The 17,759-nt window shown below is 68.4% G+C and carries 11 protein-coding genes; 5 read left to right on the top strand and 6 right to left on the bottom strand.

What is annotated here, in order from left to right; all coding sequences use genetic code 11:
* Positions 1-148: 148 nt before the first annotated feature.
* Positions 149-1,123: a hypothetical protein gene (locus tag WMF45_RS13845; RefSeq protein ID WP_437717369.1), complete on the top strand. Its 975-nt coding sequence runs from the start codon at positions 149-151 to the stop codon at positions 1,121-1,123.
* Here the strand turns inward: WMF45_RS13845 and WMF45_RS13840 are convergent.
* A complete protein-coding gene (locus tag WMF45_RS13840; protein ID WP_437717368.1) occupies positions 1,111-1,365 on the bottom strand; it encodes a hypothetical protein in 255 nt (84 codons plus the stop codon). The two genes, WMF45_RS13845 and WMF45_RS13840, sit on opposite strands and share 13 nt — an antisense overlap.
* A 98-nt stretch (positions 1,366-1,463) precedes the next feature.
* On the opposite strand from WMF45_RS13840, the gene WMF45_RS13835 reads away from it, so the two are divergent.
* A complete protein-coding gene (locus WMF45_RS13835) occupies positions 1,464-2,114 on the top strand; it encodes a winged helix-turn-helix transcriptional regulator (RefSeq protein ID WP_437717367.1) in 651 nt (216 codons plus the stop codon).
* A gap of 84 nt (positions 2,115-2,198) precedes the next feature.
* Here the strand turns inward: WMF45_RS13835 and WMF45_RS13830 are convergent, their stop codons facing one another.
* Both WMF45_RS13830 and glgX read right to left on the bottom strand, forming a co-directional pair.
* The gene (locus WMF45_RS13830; protein ID WP_437717366.1) at positions 2,199-3,767 is read right to left on the bottom strand and encodes a serine/threonine-protein kinase; all 1,569 of its coding nucleotides are present in this window, start codon (positions 3,765-3,767) and stop codon (positions 2,199-2,201) included.
* A 252-nt stretch (positions 3,768-4,019) separates the two neighbouring features.
* Positions 4,020-6,368, bottom strand: a complete 2,349-nt coding sequence (gene glgX / locus WMF45_RS13825; protein ID WP_437717365.1) for a glycogen debranching protein GlgX — start codon at positions 6,366-6,368, stop codon at positions 4,020-4,022.
* Positions 6,369-6,665: 297 nt separating this feature from the next.
* Here glgX and WMF45_RS13820 point away from each other — a divergent pair, with 297 nt between their 5' ends.
* Both WMF45_RS13820 and WMF45_RS13815 read left to right on the top strand, forming a co-directional pair.
* Positions 6,666-8,318 (top strand): 4-alpha-glucanotransferase, encoded by a 1,653-nt coding sequence (locus WMF45_RS13820; RefSeq protein ID WP_437717364.1) that lies wholly within the window; start codon positions 6,666-6,668, stop codon positions 8,316-8,318.
* A gap of 230 nt (positions 8,319-8,548) precedes the next feature.
* A complete protein-coding gene (locus WMF45_RS13815) occupies positions 8,549-9,853 on the top strand; it encodes an ammonium transporter (RefSeq protein ID WP_437719537.1) in 1,305 nt (434 codons plus the stop codon).
* A gap of 102 nt (positions 9,854-9,955) precedes the next feature.
* On the opposite strand, the gene WMF45_RS13810 is transcribed toward WMF45_RS13815, so the two are convergent.
* Positions 9,956-10,675: a hypothetical protein gene (locus tag WMF45_RS13810; protein WP_437717363.1), complete on the bottom strand. Its 720-nt coding sequence runs from the start codon at positions 10,673-10,675 to the stop codon at positions 9,956-9,958.
* A 97-nt stretch (positions 10,676-10,772) separates the two neighbouring features.
* Positions 10,773-12,281: a hypothetical protein gene (locus tag WMF45_RS13805; protein WP_437717362.1), complete on the bottom strand. Its 1,509-nt coding sequence runs from the start codon at positions 12,279-12,281 to the stop codon at positions 10,773-10,775.
* Between the two features lie 172 nt (positions 12,282-12,453).
* Here WMF45_RS13805 and WMF45_RS13800 point away from each other — a divergent pair, with 172 nt between their 5' ends.
* Positions 12,454-14,148: a recombinase family protein gene (locus tag WMF45_RS13800; RefSeq protein ID WP_437717361.1), complete on the top strand. Its 1,695-nt coding sequence runs from the start codon at positions 12,454-12,456 to the stop codon at positions 14,146-14,148.
* Between the two features lie 291 nt (positions 14,149-14,439).
* Here WMF45_RS13800 and WMF45_RS13795 read toward each other — a convergent pair whose 3' ends face one another.
* Positions 14,440-17,493, bottom strand: coding sequence for an HD domain-containing protein (locus WMF45_RS13795; RefSeq protein WP_437717360.1), 3,054 nt, complete (start codon positions 17,491-17,493; stop codon positions 14,440-14,442).
* Between the last annotated feature and the right edge of the window lie 266 nt (positions 17,494-17,759).

The following is a 17,759-nucleotide window of genomic DNA, read 5'->3' as shown; positions in this document are numbered from 1 at the left end:
AGGCTGACGTCACAGCGGCGCTCCTTAGACTGGATTGCGGTCCATCCCGACAGGTGTGTTGATGTCGCGTCGCCTACCCTGGCGGGCGTTGCGATGGCGCTCTCGCCGCGGCTGTTCGCGACGATGCGTCGTTTCAAGGAGGCAATTCATGCCCGCGAACCGCTCTGCGCCCGCCGCGATCGCGCTCCTGTCGCTGCTCGCTCTCCCTGCCTGCTCTGCCGAGGCTCCGCCTGCCCGCACCGAGGATCCGCCCGCCGCTGCCCCGCTCTCGCACGGCGATGCCTCGGACGACCGTTGCCTGCGCTTCCCGCGCACGGTGAGCGGCTTCGATACGCCGGAGAGCGCCTATTGGGACGAGGGAACGGACGCATGGTACATCGCCAACATGGCCGGCGAGCCTGACGAGATGCTCGACAGGCCCAGGTTCAAGGACGGTGTCGGCTGGATCAGCAAGCTCGACCGGTGCGGGAACGTCGTGGAGGCGCAGTGGGTCTCGGGGCTCAACGCGCCCAAGGGCATCCGCGTCTCGCGGGGCAAGCTTTACACGTCCGACATGGATGAGCTCTTGATCATCGATCTCGCCACCAAGCACGTGCGCAAGATCCCGGCGCTCGGCGCGATCTTCCTCAACGATCTCGCGATCGCCGAGGATGGCACCGTCTATGTGAGCGATAGCTTCACCCGCACCGTGTGGCGCTGCAAGGACGAGCGATGCGCTCCGTTCTTCTGGTCCCCGCTCCTCGACGTTCCAAACGGCCTGCTCGTGGACGGCGACAAGCTGGCGATCGTCACGCTCGGCGCGTTCAAGGTTCCTTCGTCGCTGGGCAAGGTCTGGATGCTCGATCTCGAGAGCAAGGAGCTCACGCGGTTCGGGACGCTCGAGGCAAAGCTGGACGGCATCGAGCGATACGGCGGGGGATACCTCGTCTCGGTGAACGCGCCCCCGGCCATCTACTGGGTCACGTCGACGAGCTCGACCCTGGTGCGTGATTTCAGGGACGACGGGCTCACCGCCATCAACGATCTCGGGCTCGATCCGACCCGGAGAGTGGTCGCAGCACCGGCCTTCTTCCAGGATACGGTGACGTTGTTCCGGCTGCCGAGGAACCTTCAGCCGCGCTGAGCTCGGTCCGGCAGACAGATCCGAGCGACGACGTGCCCGCCTCGGCGTATTTCCTCCAGACCACAGCTCGCCATGAGCTCGTAGGTGACCCGCCCGAACACGAGCTCTCCTCCGCCGCGCGCGTTCTCCGCGGTGAACGCGCGCCACTCCGCGTCCGCCTTGTGTGCCCAGCTCATGTCGCCGTGGCCGTCCGAGAAATAACCGTCCAGCGAGATCTGGTTGAAGACGGTGAGCTTGCGCATGCTGTTCCTCCTGGTGTCCGCGTCTGCGTTAGTCCTACTCTAGGACCATTTGGTCCTCTTTCGCAAGTACTGCGCAAGTGCTGTAGCATGCGGCCGCCATGACCGGTCTGAGAAGCTACGGGGATCCCTGCGGCATCGCGCGAGCGCTCGATCTCGTCGGCGAGCGGTGGGCGCTCCTCATCGTGCGCGAGCTCCTGCTCGGTCCGAAGCGGTTCACGGACCTCCGCGACGGCCTGGCCGGCGCGAGCCCCAACGTGCTGTCGCAGCGGCTCCGCGAGCTCGAGGGCGGCGGCGTCGTGCGGCGGCACAAGGTCGGCGCGCCGACCTACGAGCTCACGGACTGGGGCCGCGAGCTCCATCCGCTGCTCGTGCAGCTCGGCCGCTGGGGCGCGCGATCGCCCGTCCGGCCCGCGGGCGCCCTGAGCGTCGATGCGCTGATGATCGCGCTCGAGGCGACGTTCGTCGCGGGCGAGGCCGCCGATCTCCGCGCGACCTACGAGCTACGGCTCGGCGAGGAGCGGTTCTCGATCGAGGTCGATCGCGCGACCATCACCCTCGCGCGGGGCGCTCCGCGCACGCCGGACGCCGTGATCGCGACCGACCCCGCCACGTTGCGGGCGGTCGTCTTCGGGGATCAGAAGCTCGCGGACGCGCCGGTAGAGCTCCAGGGCGACAGGCGCATCGCTCGAACGTTCTTCCGCCTCTTCGCTCGGCCGCGGTCGACCCCCGGCAGCACGCCCGCTGGCTGACAGATCCACCCGGCGATCACGGCGCGCCGGAGGCCCCCGCGCGGATCCCCCAGCGGGCGCCGAGGTGCCCTTCGCGGTCGACGCTCAGAAGATCGCGCTCTTGCCCGTGCCTGCGTCGGTCGTCCGCTTTCGTGAGGGCGCCTTGCCGGTGCTCGCCGGCGCGCCGGACGCGCGGACGGGGCGCGCCGCGCTCGGCCGCGGCGCGGGCACAGGAGGTGCCGAGACGGGGCGCGCCGCGGCTGACCGCGACGTGGACGCCGGAGACGTCGGGACGGGGCGCGCCGCGGCTGGAGGCGGTGCGGGCTCCGGAGGCGGCGCCACGTGGGACGACGCTGTCGCGGGCCCGGCCGCGGGGACCGTCGAGGTCGTGCCCGCCTGGGGCGCCGCGGGCGCCTGCGCCACGAGAGCGCCGCGGGTGGCGGCAAGCACCTCGCCGCTGATCGCCCGCAGCTCGGCGGCGGCCTCCAGGCGCTGCGCGGGCAGCGCGGTGGTGAGCGAGAGCCCCAGCCCGAGCGCCACGACGAGGCCAGCCGCCGCGAGGTGCAGCCCGGTCCGCCGCGCCGGCGCAGCGGGCGCCGGCGCGAGCGGCGCAGCCGAGGGGCCGACCGCGGCCACGAAGGCGGAGATCATCGGCTCGATGGAGGGGAATCGCTCCGCCGGATCCAGCGCGAAGGCGCGCGCGAACCACGTCTCCAGCTCCGGCGGCGCGCCGGGGCACAGCGTCGACAGCGGCGGGCGCGCGCTCTCCAGGATGGAGGCGAGCACATCGGCGATGGTTCGGCCGGCGAACGGCTGCTCGCCGGTGAGCGCCACGTGCGCGACCACCGCGAGGGCCCACATGTCGAGCTGCGGGTCCGCGTGCCCGTCGCACGTGTGCTCCGGGCTGAGGTAGCCCGGCGTGCCCAGCACCACGCCCTCCGCGGTCTGACGGGGGAAATCGGCCGCCAGATCCTGGCGGATCCACTTGGCGATCCCGAAGTCGGCGACCTTGGCGCGCAGGCGCCCGTCGCGCCCCTCGCGGAGCAGGATGTTCGACGGCTTGATGTCGCGGTGCACGATCCCGAGGCCGTGCGCCACGGAGAGGGCCTCTCCGATCTGACGGAGGAGCGCGGCCAGCTCGGCCGCGGGCACCGGCCCTCGCTCGTGGATCAGCTGCCGGAGGGACCGGCCGCGCACGTACTCCATGACGAGGTACGGGCCCGCCTCGGAATCCTCACCGGCGTCGTGCACCGTGACGATGAAATCGGTCTTCCGCCCGAGCTGGGCCGCGACCTGGGCCTCGAAGCGAAAGCGCTCCATCGCGTCGATGGCCAGGTTCTGGCGGGGGAGCACGAGGAACTTGAGCGCGACATCGAAGCGCCGGACGCTGTCGTGCGCGCGCCACACCTCGCCCATCGCGCCCTGGCCGAGCGGATGCACGAGCCGGTACCGCCCGGCCACGACGCGGCCCGGAAGGAGCGCGGGGCGCGCCTCGTCCCGCCCTGCGCCGCCCGCAGCCGGAGGACCGAGCGGCGCAGGCTGCCCGCCCAGCGTGGTCGCGTCGCGCGCGGCGTCTCTCGCCGCGGAATCGGGCGGTCGACCCAGGGAGGGCGGCTGCAACACGCCGGTGATCTTCGTGCCGCCGCCGTTCCCCGGACCGGTCGATGCGTCCATGGGACAACGACCTGAGGAGAGAGGCGACGACATGATCTCAGCGTATCGCGAATGCGGATGCCTTTGAACGGCGAACCCCCCGCCCTCCTCGCGCACGTGCGCCTGTTGGCCCACGCGGCAGCGTCGCGAGGCGCAGCGCTGCTGTACTTGTTGATGGTCGGCGCCGAGGGTACGCGCAGAGGTCCAGGGTAAGCCTTGCGAGCTTGTATGCCTGCTCGTGCGACCTCAGCCAGCCGCACAGCGTCGGGACGACTACGCCCGCTGCGCCTTCACCCGCTTGACCTTCTTCTTCTCCTTGCGCTCCAGGAGCCGCAGCACCGCCACGGACCGGTCGACGAGCAGGTAGCGCTCGCCCCCTGCCCTCGCGGGCACCGTGCGCGCCGGCTCCCCGGCGGTGCGGGTGTCGATGAGCACCTCCCACCGCTCGCCGAACTCGATCGCGGGCAGCACGAACTCCAGCGGCGAGTGGTTCGCGTTGATGAGCACGAGCAGCGTGTCGCCGGAGATCGGCTCGGCGCGCGGACCGAGCGCCGAGAGGGCGTCGCCCCCGAGCAGGTAGCCGACCGCCCGGGCGTTCGGGTGGGTCCAGTCCTCCGGCGTCATCTCGGCGCCGTCCGGGCGGAACCACACGATGTCCTTGAGCCCGCTCCCGTGCACGTAGCCGCCCGAGAAGAACATCCGCCGGCGCAGCACGGGCTGGCTGCGGCGCAGGGCGATGAGGCGGCACGTGAACTCGAAGAGCTGCTTCCGCCGCTCGTCGAGGTCCCAGTCGTGCCAGGAGAGCTCGTTGTCCTGGCAGTAGGCGTTGTTGTTGCCGAGCTGCGTCTTTCCGATCTCGTCGCCGGCGTTGATCATCGGCACCCCCTGCGAGAGGAGGAGCGTCGCGAGGAGGTTGCGCTTCTGGCGCTCGCGCAGCTCGACGACCGCGGGGTCGCTGGAGGGGCCCTCGACGCCGTGGTTGTAGCTGTGGTTGTTGTTCGTGCCGTCCCGGTTGCCCTCGCCGTTCGCCTCGTTGTGCTTCTCGTTGTACGAGACGAGATCGTTCAGCGTGAAGCCGTCGTGCGCCGTCACGAAGTTGATGCTCGCGTAAGGGCGGCGCCCGCTGGACGCGTACAGATCGCTCGACCCGGTGAGCCGATAGCCGAGGTCGGCCGCCAGCAGATCCCCCTTCCAGAAGCGGCGCACCGAGTCGCGGTAACGATCGTTCCACTCCGTCCAGAGGACCGGGAAGTTGCCGACCTGATAGCCGCCCTCGCCCACGTCCCACGGCTCCGAGATGAGCTTCGTGCGCGAGAGGACCGGATCCTGATGGATGATGTCGAAGAACGAGCTCAGGCGGTCGAAGTCATGGTGACCGCGGGCGAGGGCCGACGCGAGATCGAAGCGGAAGCCGTCGACGTGCATCTCGGTCACCCAGTACCGCAGGCTGTCCATCACCAGCTGGAGCGTCTGGTAATGGCGCGTGTTCACCGTGTTCCCGCAGCCCGTGAAGTCCATGTAGTAGCGCGGGTTGTGCGGCACGAGCCGGTAGTAGGTCCAGTTGTCGATCCCCTTCAGGGAGAGCGTCGGGCCGAGGTGGTTCCCCTCCGCGGTGTGGTTGTACACGACGTCGAGGATCACCTCGATGCCGGCCGCGTGGAGCGCCTTCACCATCGCCTTGAACTCGGTCACCTGCTGGCCGAGCCGCCCGCTCGACGAGTAGCGGCCCGCGGGCGCGAGGTATGCGAGCGTGTTGTAACCCCAGTAGTTGACGAGGCCGCGCTCCCAGATCTCGCGCTCGCTCGCCATCTCGTGCACGGGGAGCAGCTCGATCGCCGTCACGCCGAGCTTCTTGAAGTGGGCGATCGCCGCCTCGGAGGCGAGCCCGGCGTAGGTGCCGCGCAGCTCCTTCGGGATGCCCGGGTGCCGCTGGGTGAAGCCCTTGACGTGGACCTCGTAGATGATCGTGTCCTGCCAGCGCGTCGCCGGCGGCCGGTCGCCGTCCCACGCGAAGCGGTGGTCGACGACGACGGACTTCGGCGCGCCCCAGGCGCTGTCGCGGTGGCAGATCTCCAGATCGTCGAGCGGAGCCGGCGGGGCCTGCGGGGGCGGCGGCGTGGAGTCCTTCCCGCGCGCCTCGGCGGCGCGGCGATCGCTCGCCGTCTTGCCGCCGCGCCCGCCCTCGCCCTTCTCGGGCGCCGCGCCGTCCCGGCCCGCCTCCTTGGGCCGGCCGGCGCCTCCCTCGCCGCGCTCGGGGTGCCCCCCGCGGTCGTAGGCGAAGAGCGGCGCCTTCCAGTTCGGCTCGCTGGAGAGCGCGTACGCGTAGGGATCGACGAGGAGCTTCGCCGGGTTGAAGCGCTGCCCGGAGCGCGGGTCGTAGGGCCCGTGCACCCGGTAGCCGTAGAGCTGGCCGGGCTTGAGCCCCGGCACGTAGCCATGGAAGACGTGGGCCGTCCGCTCGGGGAGCTCGATGCGCTCGCGCTCCACGACGTCGTCGACGGCCTCGAAGAGGCAGAGCTCGACCTTGGTGGCGGACTGGGAGAAGAGCGTGAAGTTGACCCCCTCGCCGTCAAAGACGGCGCCGAGTGGGGTGGGCGTGCCGGGCCATATGCGTCTGGTCATCTGAAAAACCTGTGAAGCCGCCCTATTCGCGAGATCGGCGCCGCTGTCGAGACACAAGCGCGCGCGGCCTGATTTTTCGGTCGCCGCCCCCGGGATCTCCCGCCCCCCGGCTGCTCGGCGGGCCCGCCCCCGCGCCGCGCGCGACGTCGCGGCCCTCCTCGCGAGCTCGGCAGCGGCCGCGGCCTCGATGGCGGCGCGGCGGAGGCGCTACCGCACGGTCGCAGAAGGAGCATCCAGGGCGGCGCGACCCGCGATAGACTTCGCCCCCGAACGCCTGGAGCCAAGCGAAAAACGCCCATGTCTTCCCCCTCTGCAGAAAATAAGTCCCAGAGCTCACCGTCCCCTTCCGGTCCCGGTTCCGACGCGCGCCGCCGCATCGCCGGCGTGACGGTGCCGCTCTTCTCCCTGCGCAGCGATCGCTCGTGGGGCATCGGCGAGATCGGCGATCTCCCCGAGTTCGCCGCGTGGATGCGCGCCGCGGGCCTGCGCCTCGTGCAGCTCTTGCCGCTCGGCGAGGTGTCGGGGGGCGAGACGTCGCCGTACATGGCGCTCTCCGCGTTCGGGATCGATCCGATGTTCATCTCGCTGTCCGCCGTGCCCGAGCTCCCGGCGGAGCGGCTCGGCGAGGCGCTCGGCGACGACCTCGGGGCGCTCGATCGCGCGCGGAACAGCGCGCGCGTCGACTACGATCTCGTGCGCCGCGTGAAGGGGCGGGCGCTGCGCTTCGCCTTCGACGTGTTCGAGCGCGAGCACCACGCGAAGCAGACGCCGCGCGCGGCCGAGCTCGGCGAGTTCGTGAAGCGGCAGTCGGACTGGCTGCCCGACTACGCGCAGTTCCGCGCGTTCAAGGACGCCTTCGAGGGCAGGGCGTGGTGGGACTGGCCCGAGGCGATCCGCGAGCGCAGGCCGGAGGCGCTCGAGGCGCTGCGGCGCGAGCGCGCGCGGGACATCCTCTATTACGAGTACGTCCAGTGGCTCGCGCACGCGCAGTGGGAGGCGGCGCGCGCGGATCTCCGGGGCAAGGGCGTGGAGATCATGGGGGATCTCCCGTTCATGGTGTCGCGCGACAGCGCCGACGTGTGGGCGCACCAGGGCGAGTTCCGGCACGACATGACGGTCGGCGCGCCGCCCGACCAGTTCGACACGGAGGGGCAGCGGTGGGGGCTCCCGCCGTATTTCTGGGCCCGGATGCGCGAGAACGACTTCGCGTGGCTCAGGCGGCGCTGCCGCTACACGGGGCTGCTCTACGACCGGTTCCGCATCGATCACCTGGTCGGCTTCTACCGGACGTACATCTTCCCGGAGCAAGGGCAAACGCCCCCGGGGGGGGAGCGGCCCAGGGCGACCTTCGATCCCGCGGAGGAGGCGGAGCAGCGCGACCACGGCAATCGGGTCGTGCGGGCGATGCTGGCGGGGGCGGCGGAGACCGGGGCGCAGCTCGTGGCGGAGGATCTCGGCGCGGTGCCGGGGTGGGTCCGGGAGTCGCTCTCGGAGCTCGGGGTGCCCGGCTACAAGGTGCTGATCTGGGAGAAGAACGACGTCGTGTTCCGCGATCCGGCGACGTATCCGGCGCTCTCGGTGGCCTGCTTCGGGACGCACGACACCGACTCCGTGGTCGTGTGGTGGGAGTCGCGGGACGACCGGGAGCGCGCCGGGGTCCTCGAGCTGCCGCAGCTCGCGCCGCGCCGGCAAGAGCTCGGCCCGCAGTTCACGAAGGAGACCCACCGCGCGCTGCTCGACCTGATCCTCGGCTCGACGAGCGAGCTCGTGCTGCTGCTCCTCCAGGACGTGCTCGCCACGCGCGATCGGATCAACGTCCCGGGGACCGTGGGGCCGCAGAACTGGTCGATCCGGCTGCCGGCGCCGCCCGCTGCGCTCGATCGCGATCCCGAGGTGCGGGCCGCGCTCGATCGCGTGCGCGAGAGCATCGAGTCCAGCGGGCGCGGATAACGCGTCATCTCCCGCCGTCTCAGGGCCCCTCGGGCCCACCGGCGATATAGTCTCACTGCAAATCCATCGACCCGCTGTAGGAGCGAGTCCGCCGGCACGCTGACCGCGGAGGCGCCCACGCGCTGACTCGCTGCGTCGTCGCGGTATGTTTCGTGCTGTCGCGAAGTATATGCCGGCGAAACATTCCGGAAAACTGCGTTCTCTTAGTGTCGCCGTCGAGGAGGCCACCAGTGAACGAAATCAACGCCTCGGACACCACCTGGCTCCTGGTCTCGTCGGCAATGGTTCTGCTGATGACGCCAGCGCTGGCCCTGTTTTACGGGGGCATGGTCCGAACGAAGAACACGCTCAGCACATTCATGCACAGCTTTTTCGCCATGGGGATCGTGACCCTGGCGTGGGTGACGCTCGGGTACTCGATGGCGTTCGCCGAATCCAAGGGCGGGTTCATTGGCGGCTTCGACTACGCGTTCCTGAACAACGTTGGCACCGAGCCGCGCGCCGGGACGACGGTGCCTCACCTCCTGTTCATGGCGTTCCAGATGATGTTCGCCATCATCACGCCGGCGCTGATCTCGGGCGCCTATGCGGAGCGCATCAAGTTCTCGTCGTATGTGGTGTTCACGCTGCTCTGGTCGCTCCTCGTCTACAGCCCGATCTGCCACTGGGTCTGGAACCCGGGCGGGTGGCTCCTCGCGCGCGGCGCGCTCGACTTCGCCGGCGGCACCGTCGTTCACCTGGCCTCGGGCGCGAGCGCGCTCGTGATGGCGATCATGCTCGGCAAGCGCAAGGGCTACCCGACGCGCAAGATCGTGCCGCACAACCTCACCATGACGCTGCTCGGCGCCGGACTCCTGTGGTTCGGCTGGTTCGGCTTCAACGGCGGCTCCTCGCTCGCGGCGAACGGGCTCGCCTCGGTGGCGTTCGTGAACACGCACATCGCCGCGGCGATCGCGGCGCTCGCGTGGGCCCTGATCGAGGCCGTGCGCTTCGGAAAGCCGTCGCTCCTCGGCGTGGCGTCGGGGCTCGTCGCGGGCCTCGTCGCCATCACCCCGGCGGCGGGCTTCGTCGGCCCGATGGCGTCTGTCGCGATCGGGCTCGCGGCGGGCGCGGTGTGCTACGGCGCCGTGATGCTGAAGGGCAAGCTGGGTTATGACGACAGCCTGGACGCGTTCGGCATCCACGGCGTGGGCGGGCTGCTCGGCGCCCTGCTCACCGGCGTGTTCGCCTCCAAGGTGTGGAATTCGGCCGGCCAGGACGGCCTGATCAAGGGCAACTCGGCGCTTCTCACCGAGCAGGCGATCGCGGCCGCGGTCGCGGCGGCTTACGCGGCGGTGGTCACCTTCGTTCTCGTGAAGGGGATCAGCGCGGTGATGGGCTTCCGGGTCGACGAGGAGATCGAGGACGAGGGCCTCGACGTCGCCCTCCACGGCGAAGAGGCCTACTCGCTCGGCGAGGGCGGCGCTCACGCCGTCGAGAGCGAGCCCCCGGCCAGGCCGGCGCCGGCGCCTGTGCTCGCGCGCGAAGGCGCCTGATCCAGCGCAGCGGAGGCTCGTTTGCGGAGGCCGCCTGGCGGGTGCCAGGCGGCCTTCGTCGTTTTGTCCCCTTGGCCCCCTGCCCTTCCCGGCAGGGAACGGTCACCTGCACGTGAAGGCGGGCTCGCCGGTCTCCTCGCAGCCGTGCTCGCACGTGACCTTGGCGCACCCGCAGCGGCGCAGCCCTCCGCGGTCGCCGTCGGCGCGCTGACCGCAGTCCTCGCTCAACGTGCGGCACTCGTCCTGACAGCGCTCCTTCTGGGCGGGCGACGGCGCGCAATCGACGACCGCCGCCCCGCCGGACGAGCCCGCTCTGCTGCACAGCTCGACGGACGCGACCTGCTCCAGCAGCGGGATGATCCCCCCGATCATGCATTGAGCGTGAGGCTCGCAGACGTGGTCGCGCAGCACCGCCATCACGCGGACGCGCTGCCCGGTCAGCGCGCGCCACTCGGGGCCGAGCCAGCGCTCGGCGTCCTCGCTCGACATCATCCTCCCGGCGATGAGGGGCTGCGAGCCCTTCGTCAGCTCCAGCGTACCGACCCAGCGCTCGCGCGCCGGTGCGTCGCCAGATGGCGCCCCCGCTGTCGGCGGAGACGCCGGCGGCGTGCCGGCGGGCGCGGCGCTCGCGGCGGGCGCCGGCGCAGCGGCCCGCGCCGGTGAGGCGACCCGCGCCGCCGGCGCCGTCGAGGAGGGAGCGCTCTCCGCGCAGCCCATCGCCCAGGCGCAGCACGCCCCGGCCAGCGCCCGGGGAAGCCATCGCCGCGATCCCGCCGAGACGGGGCGGAGCCGCGGGGAGCGCACCGGGTTCGTGGAAGGCACAGGGCATTTTTACCATACGCCGGCGTGCCTGCGCGCCAGGGCGCGGCGGTCCGGCGGAGCGGCCGCCCGCCGGCCGCTGCTTGGCGCCCGCGGCGCGTCAGCTCGCGGCGCGCAGCCACTGCCGGGAGAGATCGAGCACGCGCGCGTTCTCGGGGATGTCGAGGAAGCTCGGGCGGTGCGCCGCGGGCAGCGCCTCTGCCCGCGCGAGAAGCCGCTCGCGCGCGCCGGCGATGACCGCGGACGCGCGCTCCCGATCGCCCGCCGCGTGAAGCGCCTCCGCGTGGACGAGCTCGGCCAGCGTGCTCTTGTACCCCGGCGCGCTCCAGCGCTCGTGGGCCGACGCGACCTCCCGCGCCGTGGCGAGCGCGTCCGCGGCGCGGCCCGCGGCGAGCAGGATCGAGGACAGCAGCGCCTTCGCCCCCACCTGCTCCAGCGGGAACGACGCGAGGAGCTCGATCGCGGCCAGCGCCTCGCGCTCCGCGGCCTCGAGGTCTGCCTCGCGGCGGAGCAGGCTCGCGAGCGCCCAGCGCGCGAACCCTTGCTGCAGCGGGGTGCGCCGCTCGATCCCCACCCCCAGCATCCTCCCCGTCTCGGCGCGCGCGCGGTCGAGCGCGCCGAGGTCGATCTGCACCTCGATGCACAGGAACGTCCGGAGCCACGAGACCGGCCCGAGCTCTTCCCCCGCGGGCATCGTCTCGCCGAGCTCGCGCTCCGCCCGCCGGAGATCGCCGAGCAGCAGGGCGTTCATCCCGATCGCCACCTGCCCGACGATCGAGCCGCGCCAGTACCCCGCCTGCACGAAGCTCGCGCGCGCCGCCTCGGCCATGCACAGGCCCGTCCACAGGTCCCCGTCCCTCCACGCCTCGTGGAACGCCATCGCGGTCTGCTGCCACCCGCGCGCGACGGGGTCCCGCTCCGCGACCGGCTCGGTCACCTCGCGCACCCGCCTGGTCAGCGCGTCGGCGAGCCTGAACTCGCCCAGCTGCGCCGCGTAGTAGCTCCCGGCCGCGAGCGCGAACGCCGCCGAGGCGACCCCCTCCGGGGAGAGCTCGACCGCCTGCAGCGTGCGCACCGTCGTCATGAGCTCGTCGAGCCTGCCGAGGTGGATGTCCGCGGTCATCTTCGCGGGCACCGTCCTCACCCAGGGCATGCTCCCTGGCGTCAGGAGGCGCTGCGCCTCGTCGAGGTACAGGAAGGCCTGGTCCCATTCGCTGCGCCACGCGTGGACCTCCGAGAGCACGCCGAGCAAGCTGAGGTGCACCGCGTCCGGCGCGCCGCACTCGAGCCCTCGCCGGGCGCGCGCGATCGCCGCGTCCGGATCGCTCCCCCGGAGCGCCTGCTCGGCGGCGCGCAGGTAGAAGCTCCCGGCGCGCGGAAGGTCCAGCCCGCGCTCGAGGTGCTCGGCGAGCATCGCGGGATCGCTCGCGCCTCGCTCCTCCAGGAAGGCGGCCGCGAGCCGGTGCCCGAGGACGCGATCCGTCTCGGTGAGCATCTCGTAGGCCCCCTCCCGCAGGAGCGCGTGGCGGAACATGAACTCCTCGTCCCCCGGAAAGCGGCTCTCCTTGCGGCGGACGATCACCTCCCCGTCGACCAGCTCCGCGAGCACGTCGTGCGGCGAGACCCACGGCGCCGCGCTCCCGAGGAGGGCGCCGACGCCGCCGCGCCAGAGTGGCGGAACTTTTAGTACACACAGGAGAGGCCGAAATTGCGGCCAAAACCGGCGATTTGCACAGCCGGGCGGGCTGGAGCATGATCATCCTTTCGGACAGGTGAAACAAATGAAAGACGCAACCCCCAACGCCGCGATCCGGCGGACGCTCGGCTACCCGCGCGTCAGCACGAGGGAGCAAGAGATCGCAGGCGTCTCCCTGGACGCCCAGGCCGAGAGGATCGGCAGCTACTGCCGGCTCCATTCGCTGCCGGAGCCGATCCTGTTCCCGGAGGTGGAGAGCGGTGGCGAGGAGAACGAGGCGAACCGGAAGAAGGTTGCCGCGCTCCTGGCGGACGTCCGCCGGGGGGACATGGTCGTCGTGACGGACATCGACCGCTTCGGGCGCGACGTCGTCTTCATTGTCAAGAACGTTCGTCAGATCATGCGCAAGGGCGCCGTGTTCGTCGCCATTGACAAGGGCTTCGATTCGCGCTCGCCGATGGCAGAGGACACGCTCGCCAACTGGGCGGTCGGGGCGGAGCAGGAGCGCCGTCGGATCAAGGAGCGAACCGAAGGGGGGCGGAAGCACCTGCGCGCCCAAGGGCACTTCGTCGAAGGGCATCCGCCGTTCGGCTACGAACGCCAGCCGAAGCCCAAAGGGACGAAAACGCCGCTCCCCCTCCGCGTGGTTCCGGAACACGCCGCAGTGGTGCGTCGCATGTTCGCGCTCTGCCTTGAAGGCTATAGCGTATTCGCGACCGCTAAACGGCTCCGTCAAGAGTACGGCAGCATCAAAGCGTTCGGGCGCGCCTGGGTTGTTACCGCGCTGCGCAACCGAACCTACACGGGCCGTGTCGCAAAGACCAGCGTGCGGCCGAGCGCCACGCGCGGCGTCGTGCAACTTCCGGCCGAGTGGATCCCTGCACATGAGGCGATCATCGACGATGAGACATTCAACAACGCTCAGCTTGCGCTGAGAGGCCGGCGCCGCGGGAGGAAACCCCAGGACGCGTCTGCGACAGCCAACTACCTGCTTCGCGGCTTCTGCCGTTGCGCGGAATGCGGCGGTAGCGTCGCTGCCCGTCCGGTGGACCGCAGCGGCCGACACAAGGTGGGCTACTACGTCTGCCGTGGCCATGTGGAGCAGAAGGAGAAAGGCGTCCGATGCAAGCTCAGCGCATGGCTTCGCCAGCCGGACGCGGACGCCGCCGCAAGCGAGCAATTCTTGACGTTTGCCCGCTCGCTCCTCACTTCGCTAACTAGACCGCCGCGTCAGATCGAGAAGCCAGACTTTGCCGCCCAGCGCCGCGAGATCAAGATGTCGCGACAGCGAGTCGTGGAATTTGTCGCAAAGGGTCTCTTCACCGTCGATGACGTGAAGATGGAACTGAATCGGCTCGACGACGCGCTTGCAGCGATCGAGGCAAAGGAAGCCGAGTTCAAGGAGACGGCAGGCAACGATACCGTCGAGACTCGGAAGCACGCACACGCCTATGTCCAGCAGATAGTCGACGAGTGGAATGTTTTGCCGCTAGACATCCAACGAGCACTGATCCGCTCGTTCTCCTCCAAAGTCGAGGCAACGAAGGACAAGCAGGTCAGGACCGCATGGCGGGATCCATCTCAGATATCAGCGGCGCATGGAGCGCAGGAATTGCCAGCTCTCCGCCCTGCGCCGAACGTTGCTGCGCTGCCAGCCCCCTCGCCCATCGCCTCGCTGTCGCCGATCGTCGCTGCGCTCCCTGCACCGACCATGTCGGCGCGTGACTGCCTCGGCTCGCCGGAACCTGCCGTCGCTCCGGTCGAGCGTCGGCAGAGCTGACGCGCCGCTCGGCGGGTGGCAAGTCGCAGGCGGGCTGGCCGCACGACCGGCTGGACGAGTTGCTGCCCGACGCTTCGGCAAGATCGTCGAGTTCTGCTCCGACCGCCGCCGACGAGCCCTGAACGAAGCGAACCTCATTCTCCAACGCGGGAGCAGATCAACTCACCCGGCGTCCCCCCGTGCCCACGACGGCCGCGGGTCGGCGCCGTCCCTCGTCCAGCATCGTCGACCCTGGCGGGAGCCGCAAGGGACCACGCCCATGGCGATGGACGGGCCGTTACGGCCGCAGTACTAATCCTCAACCTCACGAACCGCAATCCCGGTCTGCAAAAAGTACTCCCACTGCCTGATTTCCGCCTCGAGCCCTCGGTACGCGTGCGCAAGTACGCTCCGGCGCTCTTCGAGATCATAAGGAATGTATGGATGGCGAATGTGTCTTACCCACGCGTCACCAAGGCAGCTGAGCGGCGGCACAACGCTCGCGGCTTTATCGTTAACCCAAACAGCCACCGCCGCAGGCGTCACACGTGCGTCTGAGAGCACCTCCGCAACGTGAGGGTCGAGGTGAGGTCCGGTACCCGTCCACACCGCAGACCATCTCTCGTTCAGTTGGCAGTAATTAACGTCCTCTTTGGCTGCGGAAAGCTCATCCATTACATCAGCCTGAGACGCGCTCGAAACCGACCGGTACACACCGCGCGAACTCGGCCGCAGTGCTGAAACGGAGTCGAACCAAGTAACCGGGGGCTCCCAGTCGTCATCGCGCACGTGGTCAAGCGCCAGTGCAGAACGCACCCATTGCGACAAGTGTCCGACCGGGGTGCCGAGGTACCCGCCAGCATCAAAATGCACTAGAACCAGGTCTTTTTCCGACAGGCGCTGCAAAAGTGATCTTCCAGGCACCGCATTCTCTTTGTGAGGTAGGCCTCCAGCAAGGAACCACAGGTAGTTGGCACGTAATCTAGTGAGAATCTCCACCTCGGCAAGAGAAACACCGTGTTGGGCAAACGCTATGGGGCACTCGGAGCGGCTTCCAAAAGGCCGCCATAGATCATTCAAGGCGTTCCAGCGCTCCGGCGAGCGTTTACACAGAGACACGATGGCGTCACGACGAGACGTCGGCAAAAATGTAATCAACAGCGCCAACATGCTTCTACACACCGGCTCCACAAGTTCGTCGTCCAAATTCTGATCCCAGCCAGCCGGCTCAGTGCGCAGCACATTGACCGGGAAGTTGGCAGCGCTGTCAAAAACAGACAAATGTGGACGCTTTAGAGAAGCAGCACCAGCGGGCACCATTGCCGACCGACCACGAACCCGATCGTAAAGATAACCCGTCATAGCTGGCTTGATGTCGTCTTCGTGTGGTGAGTAGACCTTGAATCCGTTTAGATAGAGAGGAAACCCACTCAGCCATGACCACTGAACATCGTCGTACCCGGACACCTTCGCAAGTCGGGCCCAGTGTGGCGGGGTCGGCTCTCCAGCACTAGATAGACACTCAGACTGTTCAAGCCAAGTGATCTTTCCCACGGTCAGTGGCCGAAGATGTGGCATTCTTTCGCGTTCGTGGCTATGAGCTGCCTTGATTCCGCGAACAACGCGTGGACGATCGAGACAGTACCAGTCCCAGGATTTTTCCTCCTGGATCAACGTCTCTACCACCCGAGCTTCGTGCACTCGGATCCTTATCGTGGTACCCACCGGACACTCGCAATATCGCAACTCCACCTCAAAGTCCGTTACCCGGCAATTGAAACGGACTCCGTACTCTGCCTCAACGTGACGCGTTGTGACCTCAATTTCTTCCCCGAGCAGAAATGCGGCAAGTACTCCGACGCCAAACCGGCCGGTACGAAAAATGCGCGAGCTGCCGTCCTTACGGTCGTGCAGCCGATGCCAAGCGTCGCTGTTGCGGAAACTGGCGCCCGCGGTGAAGAAGTACTCTGTGATGACTTCAGGCGTCATACCGATACCGCGATCACTGATTGTAAACCAGCCAGTACCGTCCTCCAACTCTTCGAGAACGGCGATCACGTCGACTTTGTCTTCGAGTTTGGACACTTCGTCCTTGAGCGTACCGTTTTGTTCCGCGTAATCAGCGAGTTCACGGCAAGCATCAACCGAATTCTGTATCAGCTCCCGGACTCCGTAGGCTGGATGATGCCCATAAAGAGGTCCGACTAGCAACTTAAGCAATTCACCGCTCGCTGTGCGAAAGTGCGTGCGAACTGGAACAAAGTCCACTCTCTTGGCGAGGTCTCCCACGTCGTCAATCGACGTGCGCAAACGCCGGACTCGCAGCCCGAGGCGGCTAAATGTTTGGTGACCGCCGTAGACCTCACCGATGACGGACCATGACTGATCGAGTTCGCGCTGGATGTCGTCAAACAGACGACGAAGTCCGAGATACGTGTGTACGTCTGATGGTTCCGCGTCGACTGAGAGAGCTTCTGGATCGTTCTCGTGCTCAGCGACATGGGGCACTGCAAGGTGCTTCAGCCACTCACTCCGGGAAAGAGGACTACGGAGGCTCCGTATCTTCAACACCGTTTCTGGTGCCCGTTGAGCGTCAATCTGGAGGTAGTCGGCGACACGCAACACGGCCATGAGGAACGGTACGTGAACGCCTCTAAACTCCTTCTTTCGCTCCCTGGGCAAGAGGTCGACGCAGCGCCTGAGATCCATGTTGTGACTGCGGGCCACGAAGCCGGCTGTGTCACGCAGCCACGGTGGCATCTCGGCGAAAACTAGGGAGGAACGGTCGGTGGGACCAGGCACACCAACGAGGGCAATTTCATGCGCTAAACGCGCGTGGTGACGGCGAAGAAACTCACCAATCAGGGCGCGGTGGCGCGACGTCCACTCGCGGGGATCGCGCAGAAGGCGCAGATCGGGCAGCCGCGGCTCGTCGAATACCTGGACGAGCTTCTGCTCACCAAACCGAGATGCTTCCTGCACGAAGGCGGTCCACAGTTCGGGCCAGGGGCGGTCCTGGAGCTTGTCCAGAATGTAAGGAGAGCACGGCGCCCAGTCTAAAGAAGGATTAATCAAGCGAAGGAACCCGTCCTCGCTCAGGTGCATGGCGCAGTCGTGGAGAAGAATGCCGAGAACGAGCACCGCGGCGTCCGGTGGAGTAAGTACTCTCCACGCGTGGTCGACTATAAGCCACTCGGCGCTGTTCATTACGGCTTCAACGTGATCGGGACCGTGGTCGGTGTAACCTTCGAAGAATACGAGCTTGTTGTCCTTGAGCCAGATCTCAAAACGATCAAGGGTTTGTTCGACGGCGCCGTGTAACTCGCCACGCCCTAGCTTGCGACTGAGTCGGTTCGGGATCTTCATCGCGCTCTCTCCCGAAGGCTACCACGGACAGAAGCCGCGCACGCCGCTCTACGTACCCGTCTAGCAACGCCTCCGCGGTCCGTAGGCTCGACCTGGCGGCGCCCAGCCCGCAAGCTCGACCTGGCGGGCGCTCAGCCGCCGGAACAGCTCGCTAGTCTTGCCCGATCCGACAACGCTAACGAGCAGGTGCTGCGCAACCGGCGCCACGCAGGTCTCGACCCCTCTGACATGAGCGACCCGCGAGACCTGCTGCCATCGCCCACGCC

This window comes from Sorangium sp. So ce448 (assembly GCF_051520915.1).
GTDB classification, from domain to species: domain Bacteria; phylum Myxococcota_A; class Polyangia; order Polyangiales; family Polyangiaceae; genus Sorangium; species Sorangium cellulosum_B.
Note: the sequence above shows the minus strand (reverse complement) of the source record. Positions and strands in the feature narration are given on the sequence as shown.